The sequence below is a fragment of the Polynucleobacter sp. es-EL-1 genome (assembly GCF_018687975.1).
Lineage (GTDB): Bacteria > Pseudomonadota > Gammaproteobacteria > Burkholderiales > Burkholderiaceae > Polynucleobacter.
On sequence record NZ_CP061310.1, the window covers coordinates 1,658,414 to 1,681,228 of the forward strand.

Consider the following 22,815-nt stretch of genomic DNA (forward strand, 5'->3'; position numbering starts at 1 on the left):
GATATGGTGTTGGGTAATATAAAGCTCTTAGAGAAGTCTTGCGCTAAAAGTGGTGAATAGAAAATTACTCAATAATTTTGGAGAAAAATATGGCAGGCAAACTCAGCACAAACGGTATTTCAATCTTAGCTAGTATTGGTGTTGGCATCAGCATGACAATTCTGTACTTTATAGATGCCATTAGTTTGTTTGCGGCCATTGTGCTTGCCTTAATCCTCAGCACGGCCTTAAATTACCTCATTCTTGGTAAAGAAGCTTTTAAAAGCAAATATCAAATTACTAAGAAAAAATAGGGGTACCTCGACCCCTGGATTGCAAGCTTATTTTTTCTTTCTTCCCCAAGGCTCCATATGAGCATGGCGACGAATAATAAAGTCAAAAATAATCTTCATCCAAATAGTAGAACCGGCAATGGCTGACCAGGTCTCATAGGGTAGACCCATAAAAACGACCCCAATAATGTCATAGGTCAAAATCAGGCCACCCAGCAAATTCAGAATACCGACAAATGGAGCGAATTTTCTGGGGTTCTGAGGTGACTTACCACCCTTCACTGCCACATCTGAATAGTCCTTCTTAATGAAGACTCTCCAAGCATGGCGATACCAGTAAAACGCGATAGGGAACATGGCGAGAAACAGAATCCATGTCAGAGCTGTACTGATATCAAAAACCATTGAATACCTCTTTAATTAAAGTCGATTCATTTTAGACTAATAAAAAAGGCCCTCTTACGGGGGCCTTTTTTATTAGCCGGCACTAGCGAGCTAGTACCGACAATGACATGCACGCTAATTAGTGTGCGCCATCTACTGCTTTTGAACCACGTGGAATACGTACAGCTTCAACCATTGCCTGGATGTGTGCTGGTGGCTCTGCAGTGAATTTATCAACTAAGAACGCTACGATAAAGTTCACGCCTGCACCAACTGCACCGAAGGCTTCTGGAGTAATGCCAAAGAAGCTATTCGCACCACCAATGAGACCAAGATACTCAGTGCCCTTGATGAAGAAGATACCTTTGTGTGCGAACACATAGAACAAAGTAATGCCAAGACCAGCAAGCATACCGGCAATAGCACCTTCTTTATTCATCTTCTTAGAGAAAATACCCATCATGATTGCAGGGAACAATGAGCTAGCAGCAATACCGAACGCTAACGCCACAGTACCCGCCGCGAATCCTGGTGGATTAAGACCCAAGTAACCCGCTACTACGATAGATACCGCCATTGCAATCTTACCGGTCATCAACTCACCCTTCTCACTGATCTCTGGCATAAATACGTTCTTCACCAAGTCATGAGAAATCGCAGCAGAAATCGCCATCAACAAACCAGCCGCTGTAGAAAGCGCCGCAGCCAAACCACCCGCTGCAACCAAACCAATAACCCAGTTTGGCAACATCGCAATTTCAGGATTAGCCAACACGATGATGTCAGCATTCACTGTCAACTCGTTGCCTTTCCAGCCTGCAGCATTTGCTTTGTCAAGAACAGCTTGATTCTTGGTTTTGTCGTTGTAGTACTGAACACGACCGTCACCATTTTTATCTTGCCACTTCAACAAGCCAGTTTTTTCCCAACGAGCCATCCATGCTGGACGATCATCAGCTTTGATACTTGCCTCAGGAGCAAACATATCACCCTTGCTTGCTACAGCAGTATTCACTGTTGCAATCAAGTTGTACTTTGCCATTGCAGCAACAGCAGGAGCTGTTGTGTACAAAGCAGCAATAAAGATCAATGCCCAACCAGCAGATGAACGTGCATCAGCAACTGTTTTCACAGTAAAGAAGCGCATGATTACGTGTGGCAAACCAGCAGTACCAATCATCAATGAGAGTGTGTACACAAACATATTGAGTTTGCTACCAGCCACAGCGGTGGTGTACTGACCAAAACCAATCTCGGTTACCACTTGGTCAAGACGCGCTAACAAAGAAACGTCTTGGCCAGTTAAGTTAGAACCTAAACCAATTTGTGGAATTGCTACACCAGTCAACGCCAAAGAAATGTAGACAGCTGGAACGATGTAAGCAACGATCAATACGCAATACTGTGCAACTTGGGTATAAGTAATACCTTTCATACCACCGAACACAGCGTACGCAAACACGATCGCCATACCGACATAAATACCAGTTTCCTTAGAAACTTCCAGAAAGCGGGCAAATGCGATACCTACACCAGTCATCTGACCAATAATGTAAGTTAAAGAAGCTACGAGTAAGCACAGAACTGCCACTGTAGACGCTGTCTTCGAGTAGAAGCGATCGCCAATGAACTGTGGAACTGTGAACTTACCGAACTTACGCAGGTAAGGAGCAAGCAAAAGTGCCAACAGAACGTAGCCGCCAGTCCAACCCATGAGGAAGAGACCGCCACCGTAGCCCATATTGGAAATCAAGCCAGCCATGGAGATGAAGGAAGCAGCAGACATCCAGTCAGCAGCTGTCGCCATACCATTCATTACGGGATTAACGTCACCACCGGCAACGTAGAACTCGCTAGTAGAGCCTGCACGTGCCCATATCGCAATACCGATATAGAGCGCAAAGCTCAGACCAACCATGAGATATATAGTTGTTTGTAATTCCATGAAAATCTCCTGTTAGTCTTCGTGAACGTCGAACTGACGATCAATCTTGCCCATACTGCCCTTGTACCACCAAATTAAGGCGATAAAGATCACTAAGGAACCTTGTTGAGCAAACCAAAATCCAAGTGGGTATCCACCAAGACTGATTGCATTCATTTGTTCGACAAATAAAATGCCGGCGCCGAAAGAAACTAGGAACCAAACAATCAGGATCTTAGTCAATAAACTCAGGGTAGCTTTCCAGTAGCCGTGAGCGTCATGAGAATGTTGCATATTCCCTCCAGAGAATCGCTTTAGTTATAACCATAATTCCAGGTTTCCCCAGAGTCCTATCCGATCAATGACTACAAAAATACGCAGCCATTTATCATTAATCGCTAATATCGTGGGAATTGCCAAAAGAAATAACTAGTATTAACCCTAAAAAATACTAGGTATAAACCCCTGATTTCTTTATAAAAAACAAGCACTTAATTGAGTTAAACCCCAGCCCTTCAGGGATAGCGCATGATTTATTAGTGACGCGGCAACTTTCTGAGGCGCTTCTCCAATTCCTCAATTTCTTCAATTGAATGGGCATGCGCTCTTAATAATGGCCAAATCTGCATCATGATTTCAGCAGTGGCGAAAGTATCTGCAGCAGCTTGATGACGTACTGCACACTCAATTCCTAAAAACTGCATCCAGTCGTCCATATATTTCGCCTTGACCTCAGGATGGCACTTGGCTACCAATGGCTCAATATCAATCCAAGCATTGTTGAGCTTACGTCCCAGATATTGCTTGAAGGTTTTTTGAATCATGGCCTCATCAAACACGGCATGAAAGGCAAATAGGGGGGAAGTGCCGATCCACTCCTCAAACTTCAGCAAGGCCGCTACTGGATCCTCTCCGCTCTTTTGAGCATCCACTCCAATTCCGTGGAGCAGGATGTTTTCTTTGTTCGAAGTTTTAGTAGTTTGTTGCTTGAGAACCACCTCAAAGCTATCGGCTAAATCAATTTTGAGATTCTGCGTAATGGGATCTAAGTGAAGAGAAACAGCAGCAATTTCTATCAAGCTAGCTTTGCGGGTATTTAAACCCGTCGTCTCAACATCCAAAACCACCCAGCGGTAGGGATCCATGGGCGCCCTGCCCCATAAGCCCTTAATCCAATCAATCTTCATACCTTATTGCCCAAACGAACGCTCAAGGCGCTGCTGGAAGTTTCTGGTAACGCTCAGTGATTCTTTCAAAATACGTCGATCAATATTGTTCAAGCTATTAAGTTCAATAGCATTTGGATTGCCATCAATTTCATGTCCATCAATTTGAATGGATAAACGCAGCATCTGCAGATACTCAAATGCAGTAACCCAAGACATGTACTCTGCTTCCGGAACTTTTAAAGTTTGACCCACAGCAATGAGACGCTCTCTCGTATTGGTTTCCGGAATAGCATTTGCTAATGCATAGATACGTGCAGCATCTACCAAGATTGCAGTGCCATGTTTTTTCAAATCAATACATTGCTTACCATCGAGCTTAATCGTATCTAAACCGCCATGCCAAGTGATAGGTACCTTCATGCGTAATGAATTGTCTGCCAACTGCTTCAGAAAACGCAGATTGCGAGGAGCATGCGTCAGAATGATTTCCTTCATCTTGAGAAGTAAGTCGGGATTGCCTGCAATGCGCCTAAAGTCAAAGTAAATGCTGGCATTTAATAAATTTTCTCCCGAACCCTCATCAATCCAGTGCGCAAATTTACGATTCCACTCGGCCTCACTCAAACAAATTTTGGGATTACTTGCCATCACATTGCCTTTGCACAATGGGTAGCCACAAACGTCTAAGGCCTTATTCACATCCAAAGCAAAAGCAACATACTTCTCGCGTACTGCGTCACTAGCTTCTCCAGAAAACACCAAAGCATTGTCTTGATCGGTTGCAATCGTTTGCTCAGAGCGACCCTCAGAGCCCAGTGCAATCCAAGCAAAACTCTTCATATCAATATTGTGTTGATGTGCATAGAGCTCAATCAATCTGTCACACACTAGATCATTCAAATCGCTAATCAATCGAGTTAATTGCTTCGCTTGGACTCCCTGACCAATCAAGTTCTTAGCAAAACGACGAATATCTTTTGCACAGAGCGCTACGCTTGCTAAATCAGGCGCAGAACGAATCGACATGCTGATATGTTTAAGCGAGAGTCGCTGCATCGCAAACAAATCTCTCTCCGAGAGAATGTTCACCACCTCATTACCATCCATCACTGGAATATGACGTATGCCCAGCTGTAAAAATATTAATGCGGCATCCTGAGCGCTATCCCGAATCGTTAAAGACTTCACCCCTTTGGTCATCACCTCTTTAATCGGCAGGTTCACATCAATCTGGGGAATGGTGACCCTTCCCAAAATGTCGTATCGAGTCAGGATGCCCACTAAACCTTCCTCTGCATTACTTACCAAGATAGATCCAACTCTGCGCTCATGCATCATCGTCAAAGCTTCTTTAATGCTCGTATCGGGCGAGACACACAATGGCTTTTTACGAGGCAGCTCACCAAGTGGTGTTTCTAAAGATTGTTCAGAAAAGATTTGAGAGGTATAGGTTCTTTGCAATACCTGCCATGAGCGCTCTAAAAATCTCATAATGCTTTGACTTAAAAAGTCGGCAAACTGCGGCGACATTTCTGCCAAGCGCCTCATGACGTCTGTAGAAATACTTAAACAGAAGCAATCTCCAATCGCCGCATAGGTTGCAGTTGGAGAGCGCCCCGCCATTGCAGCACTCACTGGAAAAAGCTCTCCCGCTTCAATCTCATGCGCCTCTCCCGCCTCATTAGAAAGACCCCGACGTGACACTACGCCGCCCTTACGAATAAAAAATAAACGGTTTACAGGGGGGCTTTGAGGAGACAGAAAGACTTCATCTGGCGCGAAATACTCTTCTTGCGAGTTTTCAATGAAAAAATCGACATGCTCAGGCTTCATTTCAGAAAACGGCAGAACCTGCATCATCTGCTGGGTCAGGTTCACAATCAAACTACGTGATGGGCTAGTTTTCTTCAAGGCATCCTCGGTCTTTAACTTCTCTTTAATCATTCAATTTAGCGTGTCACATGGGCGCTGTCTATAGCAATGGGCCCACTTATTTGACTCTAATCAAATAAGTGGGCCCTTCATACCCAAACCTCAACTGGGGGCTTTATTTAAGCCCTAGTGATGACTACTTACTTAAACGACACTCAGCGGGTAGCAATTGGGAGGCTAAGTTAGTCTCAGCACTTCTACAGGACCACCCCCCGGCCCACGATGATCCCTCAGGCTTTGATAAATCGATTGCCCTGGGAATAATGGCATCTGGTTCATTAGTGGGAATGAGATACAAAGTATTTTTCCCAGCAGGGGCCACGTTAGCTTGATAGTCAATCGCAATCGCTCCTGAAGGATCAATTTCAATTAACTTCACACTACGGGTAGGAGCAAAAACGAAAGATCCTTGAGTTGCCTCGTCCATCGCTACTGTGCCTCGACTAGAAAATGTCTCTGTTACAGCAAGCTTAGCTGCTGAGGCAAGATTTAAACCCTCCACAATCCGGCTGCGGGCGATGTAGTCCTGATACTTTGGAACTGCTACTGCGACCAAGATACCAATGATGGCAACCACCACCATCACCTCTATCAGGGTAAAGCCAGCATCTCTTGCTTGAACCACGCGACTAATTGAAACAGTATTTTCCATGTAAAAACCCCTAGTTAAATCACCCTATGATCCTACATAGAGCCATTCTTCTAGGGGCATGCTGCTATCAGATTGGTCTGATTTTTGATGCGCTACTTAGTAAATGCTGCTTAAGCCTTTTTATGTTTACGCTTAACCAGTTCACCTGCACCCATCACTGCAATCGCACCAATAGCACCTGCTACTAAGCCATATGACTCTACTCCAGGGCCGAAGAACTTCATCACCCCTGGGTCGGACATGATCATGCCACCCGCAATCCAGCCCAATAAGCCTGCACCCGCGGTAACAATAATCGGAAAACGGTCAATTAAGAACAGTACGATGCGACTGCCGCCAATGATGAGCGGTACAGAAACCAACAAGCCGAAGACGATATAACCTAGCTGATGCGCTTGATCATCTACCTGACCAGCAGCACCCGCAATTGCTAAGACGTTATCTAAGCTCATCACAATATCGGCAACGATGATGGTTTTAATCGCAGCAAATAATTTATCTGGAGCTTGGAGATCATGCTCCTCTTCACCACCAGAATCGACCATTAGCTTGTAGCCAATCCACAGAAGCAAGAGGCCACCAACGAACTTCAAGAATGGGATCTGCAATAGCGTGACGGCAAATGCAACCAACACAATACGGAGAATAATTGCGCCAGCAGTGCCCCACAAAATACCTTTACGACGCTGATTGGGGTGTAGATTACGGCAAGCCAATGCGATCACTACTGCATTGTCGCCACCCAAAAGAATATCGATCAAGATGATCTGCGCGACGACAGACCAATCAAGCATTGTTAAAAACTCCATGTCATCCTCTTATATTTTTATGTTTTAACTACTAAGTACTGCAAAAAAGGATGCTGGAGAGCATCCTTTTCCTTAAACCTAATTACAACATGGCTTTCAGTAAGGCCGCCATTTCTGATGGATTTTTTGTTACTTTAAAGCCACACTCTTCCATAACGGCTAGCTTAGCATCGGCAGTATCAGCTCCACCTGAAATCAATGCGCCTGCATGGCCCATACGCTTTCCTGGAGGCGCTGTAACGCCAGCGATAAAACCAACTACTGGCTTTTTCATATTCTCTTTGCACCAACGAGCAGCTTCAGCCTCATCTGGACCACCGATCTCACCAATCATGATGACCGCATCTGTTTCTGGATCTTCATTGAACATCTTCATTACATCAATGTGCTTTAAACCATTAATAGGGTCGCCACCAATACCAACTGCAGTCGATTGACCAAGACCAATTGCTGTGAGCTGGCCTACAGCCTCATAAGTCAGAGTACCGGAACGGCTAACAACGCCAATGCGACCCTTCTTATGAATATGGCCAGGCATGATGCCGATTTTGATTTCATCAGGGGTAATGATTCCAGGGCAATTTGGCCCTAGCAATAATGTTTTCTTGCCACCAGCAGCTTCTTTTGCATGCATCTTGTTACGGACTTCTAACATGTCGCGTACTGGAATGCCTTCAGTAATACAGATAACAAAATCGAGGTCGGCTTCAACCGCTTCCCAAATTGCAGCAGCAGCGCCTGGAGGCGGAACATAAATCACTGAAGTAGTAGCGCCAGTTTGCTGAGCAGCTTCTTTAACTGTTCCAAAAATAGGAATATTAAAAATAGATTCGCCAGCCTTCTTTGGGTTCACACCCGCTACAAAACAATTTTTACCGTTTGCGTATTCTTGACATTTTTCTGTATGGAACTGGCCAGTCTTACCAGTAATACCTTGAGTAATAACTCGTGTATTTTTATTTACCAAAATAGACATATTGAAATTCCTTGATTATTTGTTTTTTGCAACAGCGGCAACTACTTTGGTAGCTGCTTCAGCCATTGAATCGGCACTAATGATTGGTAAACCAGAGTCAGCAAGAATCTTCTTGCCTAAGTCTTCATTGGTTCCCTTCATACGCACAACCAAAGGTACTGTGAGATTGACTGCTTTACATGCCGTAACGACACCATCAGCAATCACGTCACAGCGCATAATGCCGCCGAAAATGTTCACCAAAATGGCTTCAACGCTCTTGTTCTTGAGCATGATCTTGAATGCCTCAGTTACCTTTTCTGCTGTTGCACCACCGCCTACATCCAAGAAGTTGGCTGGCTCGCCGCCAAATAACTTAATCGTGTCCATGGTGGCCATTGCCAAGCCAGCGCCATTAACTAAACAACCAATGTTGCCATCAAGTGAGATGTAGGCCAGATCAAATTTAGAGGCTTCGATTTCAGCTGCATCTTCTTCATCGATGTCACGGTAAGCAACAATTTCAGGATGACGATATAAAGCATTCGGATCAAAATTGAACTTGGCATCCAATGCCTTGATCTTGCCATTACCTTCCAAAATCAATGGGTTAATTTCAACCAATGATGCATCGGTATCCCAGTAAGTTTTGTATAGGTTTTTAAATACATCGCGAGCCATCGGAATAGAGGCATCCGGAACACCAATTCCCTTTGCAATGACATCGCAATCAGCATCTGTTAAGCCAACCATTGGATCAACAAATACTTTGATAATTTTTTCTGGGTGAGATTCAGCAACCTCTTCGATATCCATGCCACCTTCACTAGATGCCATGATCACATTTTTTTGCGTACCGCGATCAGTAACGATACTGAAGTAATACTCTTTTTTAATGTCAGCGCCATCTTCAATTAAAAGACGATTCACTTTCTGACCTTCTGGCCCAGTTTGGTGGGTCTTCAACTGCATGCCCAAAATTTCGGAAGCGTACTTTTTCACTTCGTCCATGCTGCGAGCTAATTTCACGCCGCCACCTTTACCGCGACCACCTGCATGAATTTGTGCTTTCACAACCCACACTGGACCACCTAGTTTTTCAGCTGCCTTAATTGCTTCATCCACACTGAATGCAGGAATGCCATTTGGAACAGGCACATTAAATTGGCGCAATAGTTCTTTGCCTTGGTACTCGTGAATTTTCATAATTACTCCGAAACGGTGTCTTTTTTTAGCTAGCGATGAGAATTTATAAAACCAGTCAGCTTCTTTTTTAGCCCTACTTTTGCTGAATAAAACTAAAAAATAGCCAGCGGTTTACCCGATTTCATAAGTCTATCATGCTGCAATGCATCAACTAGGAGTTATTGGCTCCGTAATTGCCCTAGGCAGATCGCCCAGCAACCACCCTGGAGACCACGTCAGAGCTAAAGCCCTTAGATGCTAAAAAACGATATTGTCTTGCTCGCTCTTTTTGCTCTTGCGCCACGACACCAAATTTTCTCTGCCAAAGGTCTTGCGCCCTTTGAAATTCAGTCTCTTTTAATGACTTGATGAGCTCAGCAGACTCCTGAGCATCCACCCCTGCTCGCTCTAACTCATCTTGAATTTTTCGTGCACCAAAACGCTCACTTCTTCTGCGCACCAAGGACTGTGCAAAACGCTGGTCTGACAGCCATCCTCTGGCCTCAAAATCATCCAAAACTTCCTCGATTTGAATACTCAAAGGTTTTGCCGCAGGAATGCCTTCCCCCTCTAGCAATTCAGAACTACCCTTCAAGATCTTTGCTGCAGATTCTGTCAACTTGGCTTCTAAGCCCTTGCGACTATATTCACGCATCGATAAAAGGCGCAAAGCCCGAGCTTTCAAACTCGGGCTTTGTTTTTTACCTTGTTTTACGTCGAGATCTGATTCCGACATCGAAAAATTATGCTTCCTCTTCTTCGCTCACAACATCACTAATTACTGCTGTGCCTGCCTTAACGCCTAACTTCTCACGAATCTTGGCTTCGATATCTTGAGCAATGGCTGGGTTTTCTTTCAAGAATTCACGCACATTATCTTTGCCCTGACCGATGCGATCACCGTTATAGCTATACCAAGAACCTGACTTTTCAACGATATCCGCCTCTACGCCCATATCAATGATTTCACCCTCTCTTGAGATTCCAGCGCCATACATGATGTCAAAGATTGCTTCACGGAACGGAGGAGAAACCTTGTTCTTGACTACCTTCACGCGAGTCTCATTACCCACTACCTCATCGCCCTTCTTGATGCTACCAATGCGACGAATATCTAAACGCATCGAGGCATAGAACTTCAATGCATTACCGCCAGTCGTGGTTTCAGGGGAACCGAACATCACACCAATCTTCATTCGAATCTGGTTAATAAAGATCACTGTTGTATTAGTACGCTTAATTGCACCAGTCAATTTACGTAAGGCCTGACTCATCAAGCGAGCCTGCAAGCCAGGCAATGAATCGCCCATGTCGCCCTCAATCTCCGCTCTTGGTACCAAGGCTGCTACTGAGTCAATCACGATTAAGTCAATTGAACCTGACCGCACTAATGCATCGGCAATTTCCAATGCTTGCTCGCCAGTATCTGGTTGTGAAATCAACAGATTATTCACATCAACACCTAGGCGTGACGCGTATTGCACATCCAGCGCATGCTCAGCATCAATAAATGCACAGGTGCCGCCGATCTTTTGCATTTCTGCAATCGCGTGCAAAGTCAGTGTTGTTTTTCCTGATGACTCTGGCCCATAAATTTCAATGACACGGCCGCGCGCCAACCCACCTACTCCTAGCGCAATATCTAAACCTAATGAACCACTGGAAACGACTTGAATATCTTGATGTATCTCTGCGTCGCCCAATCGCATGATTGAGCCTTTACCGAATTGCTTTTCAATTTGTGCCAAGGCCGCAGTTAAGGCCTTTTGCTTGTCCCCACTCATGCCGTCAAACTCTGATGAGGCTGATTTTTTCTTATCATCCAAGGCCATTTTTTAATTCCTTTTCGCTATGTATTGGGCTTTTTCCCGAAGATTCTGTACTTTTTAACAACTTAGAAGTTACTGTATATAAAAACAGTACTATTTGCAAGGAACTTTTTAAGCCTTATGGCTGATTTTTGCTTGGGGCCGTTCTGACGCGATCCCAGTAGAAAAATAGTGGAATAGCGGCTCCCCAAACAATGGCCAGCAATATGAGACCGCCAACCTGTCCGTTTGGTCCCCATCCACCCGCGCCCATCCTGATACCTGCCTCATAAGACATGGGGCCTGCAATAGCGCCTAGTACCGCACCCAAGATGGGTCTGCCGCGCAACCAAGTTAGTGACCCATTTATAGTGCTCGCGACTAAAGCCCAGAGCGTCCACATCCAAATTGGCGATAAATACTGGCTTGGCCACGCATCTTCAAAGACCAAAAATCCTGATAAGGAAATAAGTGAGTCAGCGCACACTCCGTATATAGCAGCCTTCAATAGGAGGTTCATCTCCAATGCTGCTTGATCAGAGCGCCAAATATGAATAGCAAGATAGAGTAAGGTGACTACTACAGGCCAAAACACCTGCTGATTAGCAGCCCCAATGACACAGGCAAACCAACCCAACTGGAAAAGTACAAAGTTCCAAAATTTAGCCATCGCTTAAACCCAAGCAAGTTACCCAAGAAAAAGGCCACTGCCGCTGGGCAATGGCCTAATAATGTGGTGGCGAATCAGGGATTTGAACCCCGGACCTGCGGATTATGATTCCGTCGCTCTAACCAGCTGAGCTAATTCGCCGAAGTTGGGATTCTAGCTTATTTGGCTAAGTCGATCAATTTTATTTAGCGCGTGAGAAGAGCTTTTTATAGACCTCTTTCACGAAAATCCAGAGGGCTGGCAGACCTGGAATCACAATCATCGCTAGGGCTACCAAGGAGAAATTGCTCTTCACCCAAGGGTGGTCACCAATCAAGAAGCCAAGACTTGTCAGACTGCAAACCCAAACAATACCGCCAATAACGTTATAGAAAACAAAGACGGAATACCGCATGTGCGCCACCCCCGCCACAAATGGAGCAAAAGTGCGAATAAATGGCATAAAACGCCCTAAAACGATGGTGATTGGGCCATATTTCTCATAAAAGGCATGTGCTTTATCAAAGGCATTGCGATTAAACCAGCGTGAGTTTTCCCATGAAAAAACTCGATTGCCAATCGTTCGGCCAATGGAGTAATTGAGCGCGTCCCCCATCACGGCAGCGGCGGTAAGCAATGCCATCAGCGCTACCAAATCCAAACCACCCACTGCGGCAATGGCTCCAGCAACAAATAACAATGAGTCGCCCGGTAAAAAAGGCATGACTACTAGACCAGTTTCTACAAAAATAATCGCAAACAACAGGGCATAAATCCAAACGCCCCATTGGTTGGCAACTAAGGCCAGATTTTTATCGAGGTGCAAAAACAAATCGATGAGATAGGAAAAATCCAAAGGGACTCCAAGTTGTTTGGGAAATGCAATTGAAATAACGCTTGGCACAAGCCTTAGGGCTCTATTCTAAAGAAAGCCATATCCAGTCACTAGATATTACTTTCTGCAAACTACTTGATTTGAAAGCTACTCACCCCTTCATCCCGGTTGTAGCGGACAAAAACCTCAATGTTCTTTGCTAGAAAGAGTTTTTTCAGAACCTCATCCTTATTTTCAAAAATAATGGCAGTTTGCTCTGGGTATCGAGAAAATGGATCACTCATTACTTCAATAGGCTGACCATCGACCTTAATCAATCGAATAGTGCGCTTATGTAAACGGTCCGATTGAATAAAGATGAGCCGCTTAATGTATTTATCGAGTACCAGTTTTTGACCTTGCTCATTCGTCTTATAGTAGTAAACGAGCTCCTCTTTGCCATTTTTAGTGACATCACGCTCTTCATCCCACTTTGCTATTGCGGGTTGACTCATCAAAATACTCAGGGTGGCTAGCGCTACGATCCTATACAGTTGCATCATTGACCTTCTTTAAGAGATTGCTTTATCTTATCAGCCATTTCATATGCGACTACTATCCATCTCCCTTGGCAAAGCAGGCCCCTTGTTTGGATTAAATCATCCCGACTACTCAAGCGTAGCTTCTGCAATTCATAAAAAGCCGGTGAGTACGCCCAGCCAAGCAAGTCCAGTGGAAATTAAACCCTTAGGGGTTGTGGGTGACGAGCAAGCGGATTTATCGGTGCATGGTGGTCTTGAGAAAGCGATTTATGTTTATCCCATGGAGCACTATGCTTTTTGGAATGAACTCCTTACCAGAGAAACTAAACAAGTAGTCAATCTCCAACATGGCTCTATGGGCGAGAACTTCACTATCGAAGGACTTCTTGAGCATGAAGTATTTGTAGGTGACAAGATGAGCATTGGCGATCTTGAATTTACAGTTGTCAAACTCAGAGAGCCTTGCTTTAAGTTCAATGCCAAGATGAAATACAAGGGCGCAGCCAAGGCTATGCTGCAATCAGGTAAAAGTGGTTGGTACTTACGTGTCACCCAACCCGGAACATTAATAGCTGGCGCCTCTATTACCATCACACCAGGCCAAAGAATTACCTCAATAGCCAGTCAAAATAAGGCTCTCTTTAATCGCGGTAATCAACAAGATCTTTGGGATTAATGTTGGCAATAAAAAACCCGACCACTCGGTGATCGGGCTGTTCTTTATCAGGCGAAAAATAATCTAATCGTTTGCATAAATATCAACATCTCTTGTCTCGCGAATAAACAAGGTACCAATCACTAATGTAATTGCAGCGATGACGATTGGGTACCAAAGGCCATAGTAAATATTTCCATTCTGCGCTACCAAGGCAAATGAAATCGTTGGCAATAAACCGCCAAACCAACCATTACCTATGTGGTAGGGCAAAGACATCGAGGTGTATCTAATACGGGTGGGGAACATCTCCACAAGCATAGCTGCAATTGGTCCATACACCATGGTCACCAAAATCACCAAGTAAACCAACAACAACAGTACTGGGAGATAACTAATTTCCTCAGAATTAGCTTTTACCGGATACCCCGCTTCATTTAGGGCATTACGAATTGCACTTCTAAATTCAGCATCCCTTACCTTAATCTCATCTGCAGTCAATCCTTTTGCAGAATAGGCCGCAATCTCTGTATCCCCAATTTTGACAATCGCCGCACTTCCTGCTGCTCCAGGAATCGTGGTGTAACTCGCTGAGTTTGATGCCATCACCTGTTTGGCTATATCGCATGAGCTTGTAAATTTAGCGGTGCCCGTAGGATTAAATTGAAAGCTGCACTCATTTAAATCAGCAGTAATGGTTGCTGGTGAGGTAATCATGGCTTTTTCTAAAGCCGGATTTGCAAAATGGGTTAAGGCATTAAATACCGATACTGGGGTATTGGGAATATAAGTAACCACAGCCAATAACAGACCACCCATAATGATGACCTTGCGACCAATCTTGTCCGATAAAGTTCCAAAGATCACAAAGAATGGGGTGCCAATCACTAGAGCGGCAGCGATCAAAAGATTGGCATTCATGGCGTCGACTTTGAGCACCTGGGTAAGGTAGAACAAGGCATAAAACTGGCCGGTATACCAAACAACTGCCTGACCAGCTACCAAACCAAACAATGCTAAGAGGACAATTTTCAAATTTTTCCACTGCGCAAAAGACTCAGTCAAAGGCGCCTTGGATAAGCGACCCTCTTGTTTCATCTTCTTGAAAGCCGGGGACTCATTCATGGATAAACGAATCCAAACAGAAATACCAAGCAATGCAATGGATAGCACGAATGGAATACGCCATCCCCAAACTTCAAAGTTGGAGCCAGTTAGCTCACGCGTAACCAAGATGACCAATAGAGATAGAAACAAACCTAAGGTAGCGGTAGTCTGAATCCAAGAGGTGTATGCGCCACGACGACCATGTGGTGCATGTTCTGCCACATAGGTTGCTGCGCCACCATATTCGCCACCCAACGCTAAGCCTTGCAGCATCCTCAGGGCAATCAAGATTACTGGGGCAGCAACACCAATCGAGGCGTAATTTGGCAAGATACCAACAACAAAGGTTGAAACACCCATCAACATAATGGTGACTAAGAAGGTGTACTTACGGCCAATGAGATCACCCAGTCGGCCAAATACTAGGGCGCCAAATGGTCTTACGATAAAGCCTGCAGCAAAAGCTAACAAGGCAAAGATAAATGCCGAACCATCATCTAGTCCAGAAAAAAACTGCTTAGCAATGATCGCAGCTAATGAACCATAAAGATAAAAGTCATACCACTCAAAAACCGTTCCTAAAGATGAAGCAAAAATCACTTTGCGTTCTTCGGCGGTCATCGGCGTGACCTTGGCTGATCGTGACATCTCCTAATTCCTAATGATTTTTTTAAATATGAGGTGCAGATTATCTCTGGAAAATTCGCATAAGAATCAGAGAATTAGGGTAACTCCCCATCAAGAAAAAATAAATTCTAGGCAAAAAAAGAAGAGGCCTGGCCTCTTCTTTTCTTTTTCTTAATCATCGCTACCAACCAATTGCCTTGGGCAACCACAGTGAAATTTGTGGGTAATAAAATACGAGGAATAAGGCCACCCCTTGCATGAATAAGAAAGGCAACACCCCAATATATAAGTCTCTAATTTTGACTTCAGGTGGTGCAACTCCTTTGAGATAAAAGAGTGCCCAACCAAATGGTGGCGTTAAGAATGATGATTGCAAACAAACCGTAATCATCATTGCTATCCAAACGGGATCTGCACCTTGCGCCAAAAGAACAGGGAGGAACAAAGGTACGGCAATGTAGCTAATTTCAATCCACTCAATAAAAAATCCAAGGACAAAGATGAGAAGCAGCATGAACCAGATGTCGCTATTAATGCCGCCTGGTATCACCTCGAACATGCCAGAGATTAATTCTTCACCATTGAGCCCCCTAAAAGATAAGGCAAAGACTTGTGCACAAATCAGAATGAACATCATTAAGGCGCTAATCTTCGTGGTATCTATGGCGACCTGTTTCAAAATTTCCCATTTAAAGCGTCCAGATAAGAAAGTTACCAAGATAGAGCCGACTGCACCCATAGCAGCAGCTTCAGTTGGCGCAGCAACACCACCAACAATAGAGCCCAATACAGCGACTACCAGCATGATTGGCGGAACCACGACTTTCCAAAAACGAACCCAAAGCTCTTTTCCGGAAACGCGACTACGCTCTTCTTTTGGAATGGGCGGCATTAAGTCAGGCTTAAGCCAACCTAAAACCAAAATAAATACTATGTAGACCACTACAAGAATCAGTCCTGGACCAACTGCAGCAGCAAATAGTGTGCCAACCGAGAGTTGCATGATGTCGGAAAGCAAAATCAAAATTAAGCTAGGCGGAATGATTTGACCTAAAGTACCTGAAGCGCAAATTGCACCGCAAGCAATACTCTTGTTATAGCCGCGCCGTATTAAGGTTGGAAGTGTTAATAAACCCAAGGTAATGACAGTAGCACCAACAATACCCGTGGTGGCACCCATTAAAGCTCCGAACAAAATAATCCCTACAGCCATACCACCCTTAACACCACCAGCAATATGTCCGATCACATCTAGCAAATCATCTGCTAGCCGGGATTTTTCCAGCATGATTCCCATAAAGATAAACAAGGGGATTGCAAGCCATTGATAGCCCGCCACAATTCCAAACACTCTGGCAGGTAACAAGTTAAAGAGAGAGGTTCCAAATCCTAAAAATCCAAATACAAAACCGACCGTTGCCAAAGTAATTGCAACCGGAACACCAATCATCAATAAGATGAAAAAACCAATGAGCATGAAGATGGCCATTACATGCATATCAAACATGCTGACCTCCTTTGCTACTGTAGCCATTCAGGATGACGCGGCATAACTCACCGATACCTTGCAATGCCAGCAAAATAAAGCCGATTGGAATCAATCCCTTCACTATCCAGCGATAGGGAATACCTCCCGGATCGGGCGACATTTCCCCAATCGAAAATGACTGCGCCACATATGAGGAGGATAAATAGATATAAAGAAGTGCCACAATGATTGTGAGGACTGCCGAAAGAATATCTACTCGATATTTTGTCTTAGGCGAGTAATTGGCGTAGAACAAATCTACCCGAACATTGTCCCCACGTAACAAGGCATAACTCATGCCGAACAAAATTAATGCTGCCAAAAGATGCCACTCAAGCTCTTGTGCCCACACCGAACCAATGCTCATGGTGTAGCGTAAAAAAACGTTGACTGTTATTAATCCCACAATGGCCAAGGCCACGTAAGACGTGGCCTTGCCAGTGAAATCAATTAAGCCTTCGATACGCAATGCGATTTTTAGTAACAAAGGATGCACTGATATTCCTAACTTAAATGATGAGAACGAAAATCAACTGCGAACTTTGCTGTGATACGTTGCCTCGCTGTAAGAAGCCCAGGAATCGTAATTGCGCTTAAAAGCAAAATAAGAATCATGTACTTTTTTAGTCATCGGATCAGCTGCGGCAGACTCGTCCAGAATCTTCTTGGTTTCAGCGCGCATCGCTGCTACAACTGGGTCTGGCAACTGAAGCGCAGTAACACCCTGCTTTTCAACCAAATCCTTCATTGCTTCAGCATTGTTTCGTTGACACCATGCCTCACCAATCACATTACAAGCTGCGGATGCATTTTGAACAACTGCTTGTAGATCCTTAGGTAATTTCTCCCAAGCGGCTTTATTAATCAAAAGCTCAGAGGTAGTTGCAGGCTCATGCCAGCCAGTGGTGTAGTAGAACTTAGCTGCTTTTTGTAAACCAAGTCGGCGGTCTTGATATGGTCCAACAAATTCAGCTGCATCAATCACGCCACGCTCTAGTGCAGGGAAAATCTCGCCACCTGGTAGCACCTTCACATCAACGCCTAACTTAGCGTAGACCTTGCCAGCAAGTCCTGGGATACGCATTTTTAGACCCTTGAGGTCGGCTACGCTATTAATTTTCTTTTTGAACCAGCCAGTCATTTGCACGCCGGTATTACCGCATGGCATTGCAATCATGCCAAAAGGGGCATAGGTTTCATTCCAAAGATCGATACCACCGCCGTCATACAGCCAGCCATTCATACCCTGGAAGTTCAGGCCAAATGGCACCGCAGTAAAGTACTGAGCTGCAAAAGTTTTACCAGTCCAAAAATAACTATTGGCATGGTTCATCTCTACTGTGCCAGAACGTACCGCATCAAAACCTTCGAATGCCGGGATCAACTCGCCCGCTCCAAATACTTGAATCTTTAAACGGCCATTAGACATCTCGCCGATGCGTTTAGCCAAATCAGTTGCACTGCCTGGACCTTCCATATAAAACGGCGCACCCTTTGGGTAAGCACTGGTCATCTTCCAGTTAAAAGTTTGCGATGATTGCGCTCGCACGATGGCTGGAGCGCCTAAGGTAGCCCCAACAACACCTGCACCAATTCCTGCACTGAGAAACTTACGACGGTTTGTTTTCATAATTGACTCCTCCTGAAAAAATACTAACTACACACAAATGGTTAAAAGTTGATGAACATCAAGATTTCTGAAATGACTTATCAGCATTGCAACGCAACAAATAATGTTTTTTCCTGCTGAGTCAATGTAGAGCATCTTCATCGAGACAAGGTCAGTACATTCCCTAATGCAGTGCATAAAGCGCACTTTTTTTGGGATCATGGAACTTCATGCTTCAATTTGGTGTCTGCAAGAATCTAAACTACCTTTATTAAATTAATTACTCATAACTGCAATAGGAGAAATACAAATAATGCAACCAAAATGGGGTATTCGTGGAATGGCGGTAGCGCCACACTCACTGGCATCTGAGTCAGCCTTAGGGGTTCTTAAAGAGGGTGGTAACGCTTTAGAAGCAATGATTGCTGCTGCAGCAACCATTGCGGTGGTCTATCCCCACATGAATTCCATTGGTGGAGACTCATTCTGGGTAGTGCATTCACCCGGAAAGGCAATGGGAGGCATTGACGCCTGTGGAGCTGCAGCAGGATTGGCTACTAAAAACTGGTACGCAGAGCGCGGCATCACTGAAGCAATTCCATTTAGAGGCGCTGTTGCGGCCAATACTGTTGCAGGCACTATTTCTGGTTGGGGCGCTGCTCAGAAACTTTCTCAACAAGGTCTTCGCGGCAAGCTTCCACTTTCCCGCCTCTTGGGCGATGCCATCTACTATGCAGAAGCTGGCGTGCCAGTTACCTATAGTCAATCGAGCTTAACTGCCAAAAAACGTGCAGAGCTTATTGATATTCCAGGTTTTGCAAATACCTTTTTGGTAAACGGCCAAGCACCCGCCGTTGGTAGCATCTTCAAACAAGATCGCCTTGCTAAGACCTTGCGCCAAATTGCCCGCAAAGGCACTGAAGATTATTACCGCGGAGATTTAGCGGAGTTACTAGCAAAAGAACTGACTGAGCTCGGTAGCCCACTCAGACTGAGTGACCTGCATCGTCATCGCGCAAAATTAATAGATCCATTGGAGCTAAAACACAGCCTAGGAAATGTCTACAACATGACTCCACCAACTCAGGGTGTCGTGTCGTTGATGATTTTGGGAATCTTAGATCAACTCAATCTAAAGCGCTTCAAAGTAGATAGTGCCGAGTATGTGCACCACTGTGTAGAAGCAACTAAACAAGCCTTTAAGGTCAGAGATCAATATGTCACCGATCCGGCCTATATGACTAAACACGCACAGTCTTTCTTGGCACCAGCATTCCTCAAAAAACTAGCTAAAAATATCGATCCTGAAAGAGCATTACCTTGGGGTCAAGGTAAGGGCCCTGCTGACACCATTTGGATGGGCGTTGTCGATGGTGAAGGCAACTGTGTTTCTTTCATTCAAAGTATTTATCATGAATTTGGTGCAGGAATTGTGCTGCCCAAATCCGGTGTCAATTGGCAAAATCGTGGCTGCAGTTTTTCCCTGGATCCCAAAACACTCAATCACTTGGAGCCCTACCGCAAACCCTTTCATACGTTAAATCCAGCTATGGCTTTATTTAAAGATGGACGTTCTATGGTTTACGGAACCATGGGGGGCGATGGACAACCCCAAACACAATGTGCAGTCTTTACGCGAACAGCCACCTACGGATTAGATCCTCAAGATGCAATTAGTCGTCCTCGCTGGCTATTGGGACGTACCTGGGGGCAAACCAGTGATAGCTTAAAACTCGAATCCCGTTTTAGCCCATGGGTCGCTAAAGAACTTCATGCGCTTGGACATGAGATTGAGATGCTAGATGCCTTTGATGAAACGGTGGGGCATGCAGGCTGCATTATTCGAGAGCCCTCCGGCACCTTGCGCGGCGGCTGGGACCCTCGTAGCGATGGGGCAGTTAGCGCTTATTAGTAATAAATAATTTGGGTACGCGTAGATCCCAATGAATGGCGGCTACGCGTAATCCAAATATGGCGAGCATACAAACTACTGAAGCTTCTAAGGTGTACTGGGGCAAATAATTCAGTGCCAATACATAGAGCGTACATCCGATAGTCACGGGGATTGCGTATAGCTCATGGGACATCAGCAAGGTTTTTCTACCTGCCAAGACATCTCGTATCAGACCACCCCCAATAGCAGTAACCACACCCAAGATAACAGGTGCTACCGGTAAGCCGAACCCTAGATTCCAGACTTTATCTGCTCCTTGAATCCCAAACAAAGCTGCGCCTAGACCATCTATATAAAGCATCGTCCGATAGATCTGCGGTTGAGTAAAAAACGACTCCGCTACAAACGTCAACACACAAGCACCAAGAGCAACCCAGATATAAATTTGCGAAATTGACCAAAAAGCTGGGACATCCAAAATCATGTCGCGGATCGTACCGCCACCAATTGCGGTGATCACGCCTAAAACTAAAACGCCAAATAAATCGACGCCACGATCGGAAATGGCTAATACCCCTGTGACAGCAAAGGCTACCGTGGCGATCATGCCAATCCAGAAATTAATTTGATCCATAGGTCTGAGTCTAAAGCACCTAGTTAAGACGAGCAATCAAGTCCTGAATATACTGATACCTACAGACATAGGAAATGCTTATGAAAACCCAGCTTTATAGTTTTTGGCGTAGCTCAGCAGCTTTTAGGGTGCGCATTGCCCTCAACTTAAAAGGGGTTGATCATCAAATCATTCCGGTTCATCTTCTCAAGAATGGTGGTGAACAGACTAGCGCGCACTATGCCAATAAAAATCCTAATCGACTAGTACCTCTTTTAATTGAAGGTGATCATGCTATTCATCAATCACTAGCCATCATTGAATACCTCGAGGAAACATATCCAAATCCCCCACTGTTGCCCAAAACTGCAATCGATCGGGCTTGGGTGCGCGCCTTAGCAATGGATATTGCTATCGACGTTCATCCCATTGGTAATTTGCGAGTGCTGCGCTACTTAATGAAAAACTTGGGCGTTAGTGCAGAGAACAAAGATGCCTGGAGTCAACATTGGATAATGCTGGGCTTAGAGAGTTTGGAAAACCAATTAGGCAATGACACGAGAGTAGGTCGCTTTGCATATGGAGATCAACCTGGTTTGATTGATATTTGCCTTGTCCCACAAATATTTAATGCACTAAGTGCAAAGATGGACACTGCAGCCTATCCCACTCTGATGAGAATCTTTGATGAATGCATGACTCTTCCAGCCTTCATCAATGCCTCTTGGGAAAAACAAATAGATGCGGAAGGACTAAACCCCTCTATTCCACCAAAGGAATAGTGAGAGCGTCAGTAGTGACCCCACCGTAGTTACCAGCACTACTCGAGAAATCACTCTGCCATCTGCCATATAGTACTGAGCGAGCATGTATGGCCCTGTGCCAGTGGGCATAGCCGCTAAGATCACTGCGGCATTGACCCATAAGGTAGGTAAACCCAAAAGAGGACCAGCAATCAACCAGGCAATAATTGGTTGAATAATCAGTTTGCCAAAGCTAATGCCCCACACCTTGCTCGAAGCATTTTCATCTTTGCGAATCAGAAACAATCCGATGGATACGAGTGCGCAGGGTGTTGCAGCTGCAGCCAAAAATGAAATCACTTGCGCCAATGGGTCGTAAATCACCCAACCAGAGGCAGACCATGCTAGACCTAATACAGGTGACACTAAGAGTGGATTGGAGGCTAAAGATTTCAGCACACTCCAAACTATTTCATGCGACTTTTTATGCGACAACATGTCGATCTCAATCAAAATCGTTGCCAGCGCAAATAGAATAAATACTAGAAAAGTAGCAATGATGGCTGGTGCTAGGCCATCTTGACCCAGCGCTAGTAGGCATAAGGGAATGCCCATGTAGCCGGTATTTGAATAAGAGGCACTGAGGCCCGCAAAGCTTGCTGCCGCTAAGTCACGTCCCTGATACCAATAAAAGATCAGAACGAGAACAAAGACAATTAAGGCGCTAATTAAAAAGGCTGCGATAAAGCCAGGCTGCCAGAGTGTCTCCCAACCACTGTTGGCTGCAAAGTTAAAGAGTTGGGCGGGCAACGCAAGCCAGATCACAAATCGATTGAGTTCAATCGATGCATTGGCACCCAACTTACCGCTTTTGCCACTTAAGTAGCCTAATAAGATCAGTGCAAATACTGGAAAGAGAACGTTAAAGACGTAGATCACGGGTA

At 44.8% G+C, this 22,815-nt stretch carries 24 protein-coding genes and 1 tRNA gene; 4 read left to right on the forward strand and 21 right to left on the reverse strand.

The window, feature by feature from the left end; genetic code table 11:
• The first annotated feature begins 89 nt into the window (after positions 1–89).
• Positions 90–293, forward strand: a complete 204-nt coding sequence (locus FD974_RS08445) for a hypothetical protein (RefSeq protein ID WP_215364230.1) — start codon at positions 90–92, stop codon at positions 291–293.
• 27 nt (positions 294–320) lie between these two features.
• Here the strand turns inward: FD974_RS08445 and FD974_RS08450 are convergent, their stop codons facing one another.
• The 15 genes from FD974_RS08450 to FD974_RS08520 form a co-directional block, all read right to left on the reverse strand.
• Positions 321–677: a hypothetical protein gene (locus FD974_RS08450; protein WP_215364231.1), complete on the reverse strand. Its 357-nt coding sequence runs from the start codon at positions 675–677 to the stop codon at positions 321–323.
• A gap of 118 nt (positions 678–795) precedes the next feature.
• Entirely contained in the window at positions 796–2,601 is a 1,806-nt protein-coding gene (locus tag FD974_RS08455; RefSeq protein ID WP_215364232.1) for a sodium:solute symporter family protein, read from the reverse strand.
• A 12-nt stretch (positions 2,602–2,613) separates the two neighbouring features.
• Complete coding sequence (locus FD974_RS08460) at positions 2,614–2,874, reverse strand: DUF4212 domain-containing protein (protein ID WP_215364235.1); 261 nt, start codon at positions 2,872–2,874, stop codon at positions 2,614–2,616.
• A gap of 242 nt (positions 2,875–3,116) precedes the next feature.
• On the reverse strand, positions 3,117–3,767 hold the full coding sequence (locus tag FD974_RS08465; RefSeq protein ID WP_215364236.1) for a 3'-5' exonuclease: 651 nt from the start codon (positions 3,765–3,767) through the stop codon (positions 3,117–3,119).
• Positions 3,768–3,770: 3 nt separating this feature from the next.
• Positions 3,771–5,693, reverse strand: a complete 1,923-nt coding sequence (locus tag FD974_RS08470) for a DUF294 nucleotidyltransferase-like domain-containing protein (RefSeq protein ID WP_215364237.1) — start codon at positions 5,691–5,693, stop codon at positions 3,771–3,773.
• Between the two features lie 124 nt (positions 5,694–5,817).
• A complete protein-coding gene (locus FD974_RS08475; RefSeq protein WP_215364238.1) occupies positions 5,818–6,333 on the reverse strand; it encodes a pilin in 516 nt (171 codons plus the stop codon).
• Between the two features lie 110 nt (positions 6,334–6,443).
• Positions 6,444–7,142: a TerC family protein gene (locus FD974_RS08480; protein WP_215364239.1), complete on the reverse strand. Its 699-nt coding sequence runs from the start codon at positions 7,140–7,142 to the stop codon at positions 6,444–6,446.
• An 82-nt stretch (positions 7,143–7,224) separates the two neighbouring features.
• The gene (sucD, locus tag FD974_RS08485) at positions 7,225–8,118 is read right to left on the reverse strand and encodes a succinate--CoA ligase subunit alpha (RefSeq protein ID WP_215364240.1); all 894 of its coding nucleotides are present in this window, start codon (positions 8,116–8,118) and stop codon (positions 7,225–7,227) included.
• A 15-nt stretch (positions 8,119–8,133) separates the two neighbouring features.
• A complete protein-coding gene (gene sucC, locus FD974_RS08490) occupies positions 8,134–9,303 on the reverse strand; it encodes an ADP-forming succinate--CoA ligase subunit beta (RefSeq protein ID WP_215364242.1) in 1,170 nt (389 codons plus the stop codon).
• 178 nt (positions 9,304–9,481) lie between these two features.
• Positions 9,482–10,018 carry a RecX family transcriptional regulator gene (locus FD974_RS08495; RefSeq protein ID WP_215364244.1) on the reverse strand — a complete coding sequence of 179 codons (537 nt, stop codon included), beginning with the start codon at positions 10,016–10,018 and terminating at the stop codon, positions 9,482–9,484.
• A 7-nt stretch (positions 10,019–10,025) separates the two neighbouring features.
• A complete protein-coding gene (gene recA / locus FD974_RS08500; RefSeq protein ID WP_371817139.1) occupies positions 10,026–11,108 on the reverse strand; it encodes a recombinase RecA in 1,083 nt (360 codons plus the stop codon).
• Positions 11,109–11,229: 121 nt separating this feature from the next.
• A complete protein-coding gene (locus FD974_RS08505) occupies positions 11,230–11,760 on the reverse strand; it encodes a DUF2878 domain-containing protein (RefSeq protein ID WP_215364248.1) in 531 nt (176 codons plus the stop codon).
• Positions 11,761–11,824: 64 nt separating this feature from the next.
• A tRNA-Met gene (locus tag FD974_RS08510) sits at positions 11,825–11,901 on the reverse strand.
• Positions 11,902–11,941: 40 nt separating this feature from the next.
• Positions 11,942–12,595 carry a VTT domain-containing protein gene (locus tag FD974_RS08515; RefSeq protein ID WP_215364249.1) on the reverse strand — a complete coding sequence of 218 codons (654 nt, stop codon included), beginning with the start codon at positions 12,593–12,595 and terminating at the stop codon, positions 11,942–11,944.
• Positions 12,596–12,705: 110 nt separating this feature from the next.
• Positions 12,706–13,116, reverse strand: coding sequence for a hypothetical protein (locus FD974_RS08520; protein ID WP_215364251.1), 411 nt, complete (start codon positions 13,114–13,116; stop codon positions 12,706–12,708).
• Positions 13,117–13,159: 43 nt separating this feature from the next.
• On the opposite strand from FD974_RS08520, the gene FD974_RS08525 reads away from it, so the two are divergent.
• Positions 13,160–13,771 (forward strand): MOSC domain-containing protein, encoded by a 612-nt coding sequence (locus tag FD974_RS08525; RefSeq protein WP_215364253.1) that lies wholly within the window; start codon positions 13,160–13,162, stop codon positions 13,769–13,771.
• A 63-nt stretch (positions 13,772–13,834) separates the two neighbouring features.
• Here the strand turns inward: FD974_RS08525 and FD974_RS08530 are convergent, their stop codons facing one another.
• The 4 genes from FD974_RS08530 to FD974_RS08545 form a co-directional block, all read right to left on the reverse strand.
• The gene (locus FD974_RS08530) at positions 13,835–15,505 is read right to left on the reverse strand and encodes an MFS transporter (RefSeq protein WP_215364254.1); all 1,671 of its coding nucleotides are present in this window, start codon (positions 15,503–15,505) and stop codon (positions 13,835–13,837) included.
• Between the two features lie 160 nt (positions 15,506–15,665).
• Entirely contained in the window at positions 15,666–16,991 is a 1,326-nt protein-coding gene (locus FD974_RS08535; RefSeq protein ID WP_215364255.1) for a TRAP transporter large permease subunit, read from the reverse strand.
• Positions 16,984–17,508 carry a TRAP transporter small permease subunit gene (locus FD974_RS08540; RefSeq protein ID WP_251374579.1) on the reverse strand — a complete coding sequence of 175 codons (525 nt, stop codon included), beginning with the start codon at positions 17,506–17,508 and terminating at the stop codon, positions 16,984–16,986. The genes FD974_RS08535 and FD974_RS08540 overlap by 8 nt, the downstream gene beginning before the upstream one ends.
• 33 nt (positions 17,509–17,541) lie before the next feature.
• Positions 17,542–18,642, reverse strand: coding sequence for a TRAP transporter substrate-binding protein (locus FD974_RS08545; RefSeq protein ID WP_215364256.1), 1,101 nt, complete (start codon positions 18,640–18,642; stop codon positions 17,542–17,544).
• 292 nt (positions 18,643–18,934) lie between these two features.
• Here FD974_RS08545 and FD974_RS08550 point away from each other — a divergent pair, with 292 nt between their 5' ends.
• Positions 18,935–20,533, forward strand: a complete 1,599-nt coding sequence (locus tag FD974_RS08550) for a gamma-glutamyltransferase family protein (protein WP_215364257.1) — start codon at positions 18,935–18,937, stop codon at positions 20,531–20,533.
• On the opposite strand, the gene FD974_RS08555 is transcribed toward FD974_RS08550, so the two are convergent.
• On the reverse strand, positions 20,520–21,149 hold the full coding sequence (locus FD974_RS08555) for a trimeric intracellular cation channel family protein (protein ID WP_215364258.1): 630 nt from the start codon (positions 21,147–21,149) through the stop codon (positions 20,520–20,522). The two genes, FD974_RS08550 and FD974_RS08555, sit on opposite strands and share 14 nt — an antisense overlap.
• An 80-nt stretch (positions 21,150–21,229) precedes the next feature.
• Here FD974_RS08555 and maiA point away from each other — a divergent pair, with 80 nt between their 5' ends.
• Positions 21,230–21,910: a maleylacetoacetate isomerase gene (gene maiA / locus FD974_RS08560; protein WP_215364259.1), complete on the forward strand. Its 681-nt coding sequence runs from the start codon at positions 21,230–21,232 to the stop codon at positions 21,908–21,910.
• On the opposite strand, the gene FD974_RS08565 is transcribed toward maiA, so the two are convergent.
• Entirely contained in the window at positions 21,881–22,810 is a 930-nt protein-coding gene (locus FD974_RS08565; protein WP_215364260.1) for an AEC family transporter, read from the reverse strand. The genes maiA and FD974_RS08565 overlap by 30 nt on opposite strands.
• Positions 22,811–22,815: the final 5 nt, after the last annotated feature.

Bases quoted from the DNA above. Each gene is read 5' to 3' on its own strand.
- FD974_RS08445 (WP_215364230.1), top strand. From the start codon at position 90: ATGGCAGGCAAACTCAGCACAAACGGTATTTCAATCTTAGCTAGTATT.
- FD974_RS08450 (WP_215364231.1), bottom strand. From the start codon at position 677: ATGGTTTTTGATATCAGTACAGCTCTGACATGGATTCTGTTTCTCGCC.
- FD974_RS08455 (WP_215364232.1), bottom strand. From the start codon at position 2,601: ATGGAATTACAAACAACTATATATCTCATGGTTGGTCTGAGCTTTGCG.
- FD974_RS08460 (WP_215364235.1), bottom strand. From the start codon at position 2,874: ATGCAACATTCTCATGACGCTCACGGCTACTGGAAAGCTACCCTGAGT.
- FD974_RS08465 (WP_215364236.1), bottom strand. From the start codon at position 3,767: ATGAAGATTGATTGGATTAAGGGCTTATGGGGCAGGGCGCCCATGGAT.
- FD974_RS08470 (WP_215364237.1), bottom strand. From the start codon at position 5,693: ATGATTAAAGAGAAGTTAAAGACCGAGGATGCCTTGAAGAAAACTAGC.
- FD974_RS08475 (WP_215364238.1), bottom strand. From the start codon at position 6,333: ATGGAAAATACTGTTTCAATTAGTCGCGTGGTTCAAGCAAGAGATGCT.
- FD974_RS08480 (WP_215364239.1), bottom strand. From the start codon at position 7,142: ATGGAGTTTTTAACAATGCTTGATTGGTCTGTCGTCGCGCAGATCATC.
- sucD (WP_215364240.1), bottom strand. From the start codon at position 8,118: ATGTCTATTTTGGTAAATAAAAATACACGAGTTATTACTCAAGGTATT.
- sucC (WP_215364242.1), bottom strand. From the start codon at position 9,303: ATGAAAATTCACGAGTACCAAGGCAAAGAACTATTGCGCCAATTTAAT.
- FD974_RS08495 (WP_215364244.1), bottom strand. From the start codon at position 10,018: ATGTCGGAATCAGATCTCGACGTAAAACAAGGTAAAAAACAAAGCCCG.
- FD974_RS08505 (WP_215364248.1), bottom strand. From the start codon at position 11,760: ATGGCTAAATTTTGGAACTTTGTACTTTTCCAGTTGGGTTGGTTTGCC.
- FD974_RS08520 (WP_215364251.1), bottom strand. From the start codon at position 13,116: ATGATGCAACTGTATAGGATCGTAGCGCTAGCCACCCTGAGTATTTTG.
- FD974_RS08525 (WP_215364253.1), top strand. From the start codon at position 13,160: ATGCGACTACTATCCATCTCCCTTGGCAAAGCAGGCCCCTTGTTTGGA.
- FD974_RS08530 (WP_215364254.1), bottom strand. From the start codon at position 15,505: ATGTCACGATCAGCCAAGGTCACGCCGATGACCGCCGAAGAACGCAAA.
- FD974_RS08535 (WP_215364255.1), bottom strand. From the start codon at position 16,991: ATGTTTGATATGCATGTAATGGCCATCTTCATGCTCATTGGTTTTTTC.
- FD974_RS08545 (WP_215364256.1), bottom strand. From the start codon at position 18,642: ATGAAAACAAACCGTCGTAAGTTTCTCAGTGCAGGAATTGGTGCAGGT.
- FD974_RS08550 (WP_215364257.1), top strand. From the start codon at position 18,935: ATGCAACCAAAATGGGGTATTCGTGGAATGGCGGTAGCGCCACACTCA.
- FD974_RS08555 (WP_215364258.1), bottom strand. From the start codon at position 21,149: ATGGATCAAATTAATTTCTGGATTGGCATGATCGCCACGGTAGCCTTT.
- maiA (WP_215364259.1), top strand. From the start codon at position 21,230: ATGAAAACCCAGCTTTATAGTTTTTGGCGTAGCTCAGCAGCTTTTAGG.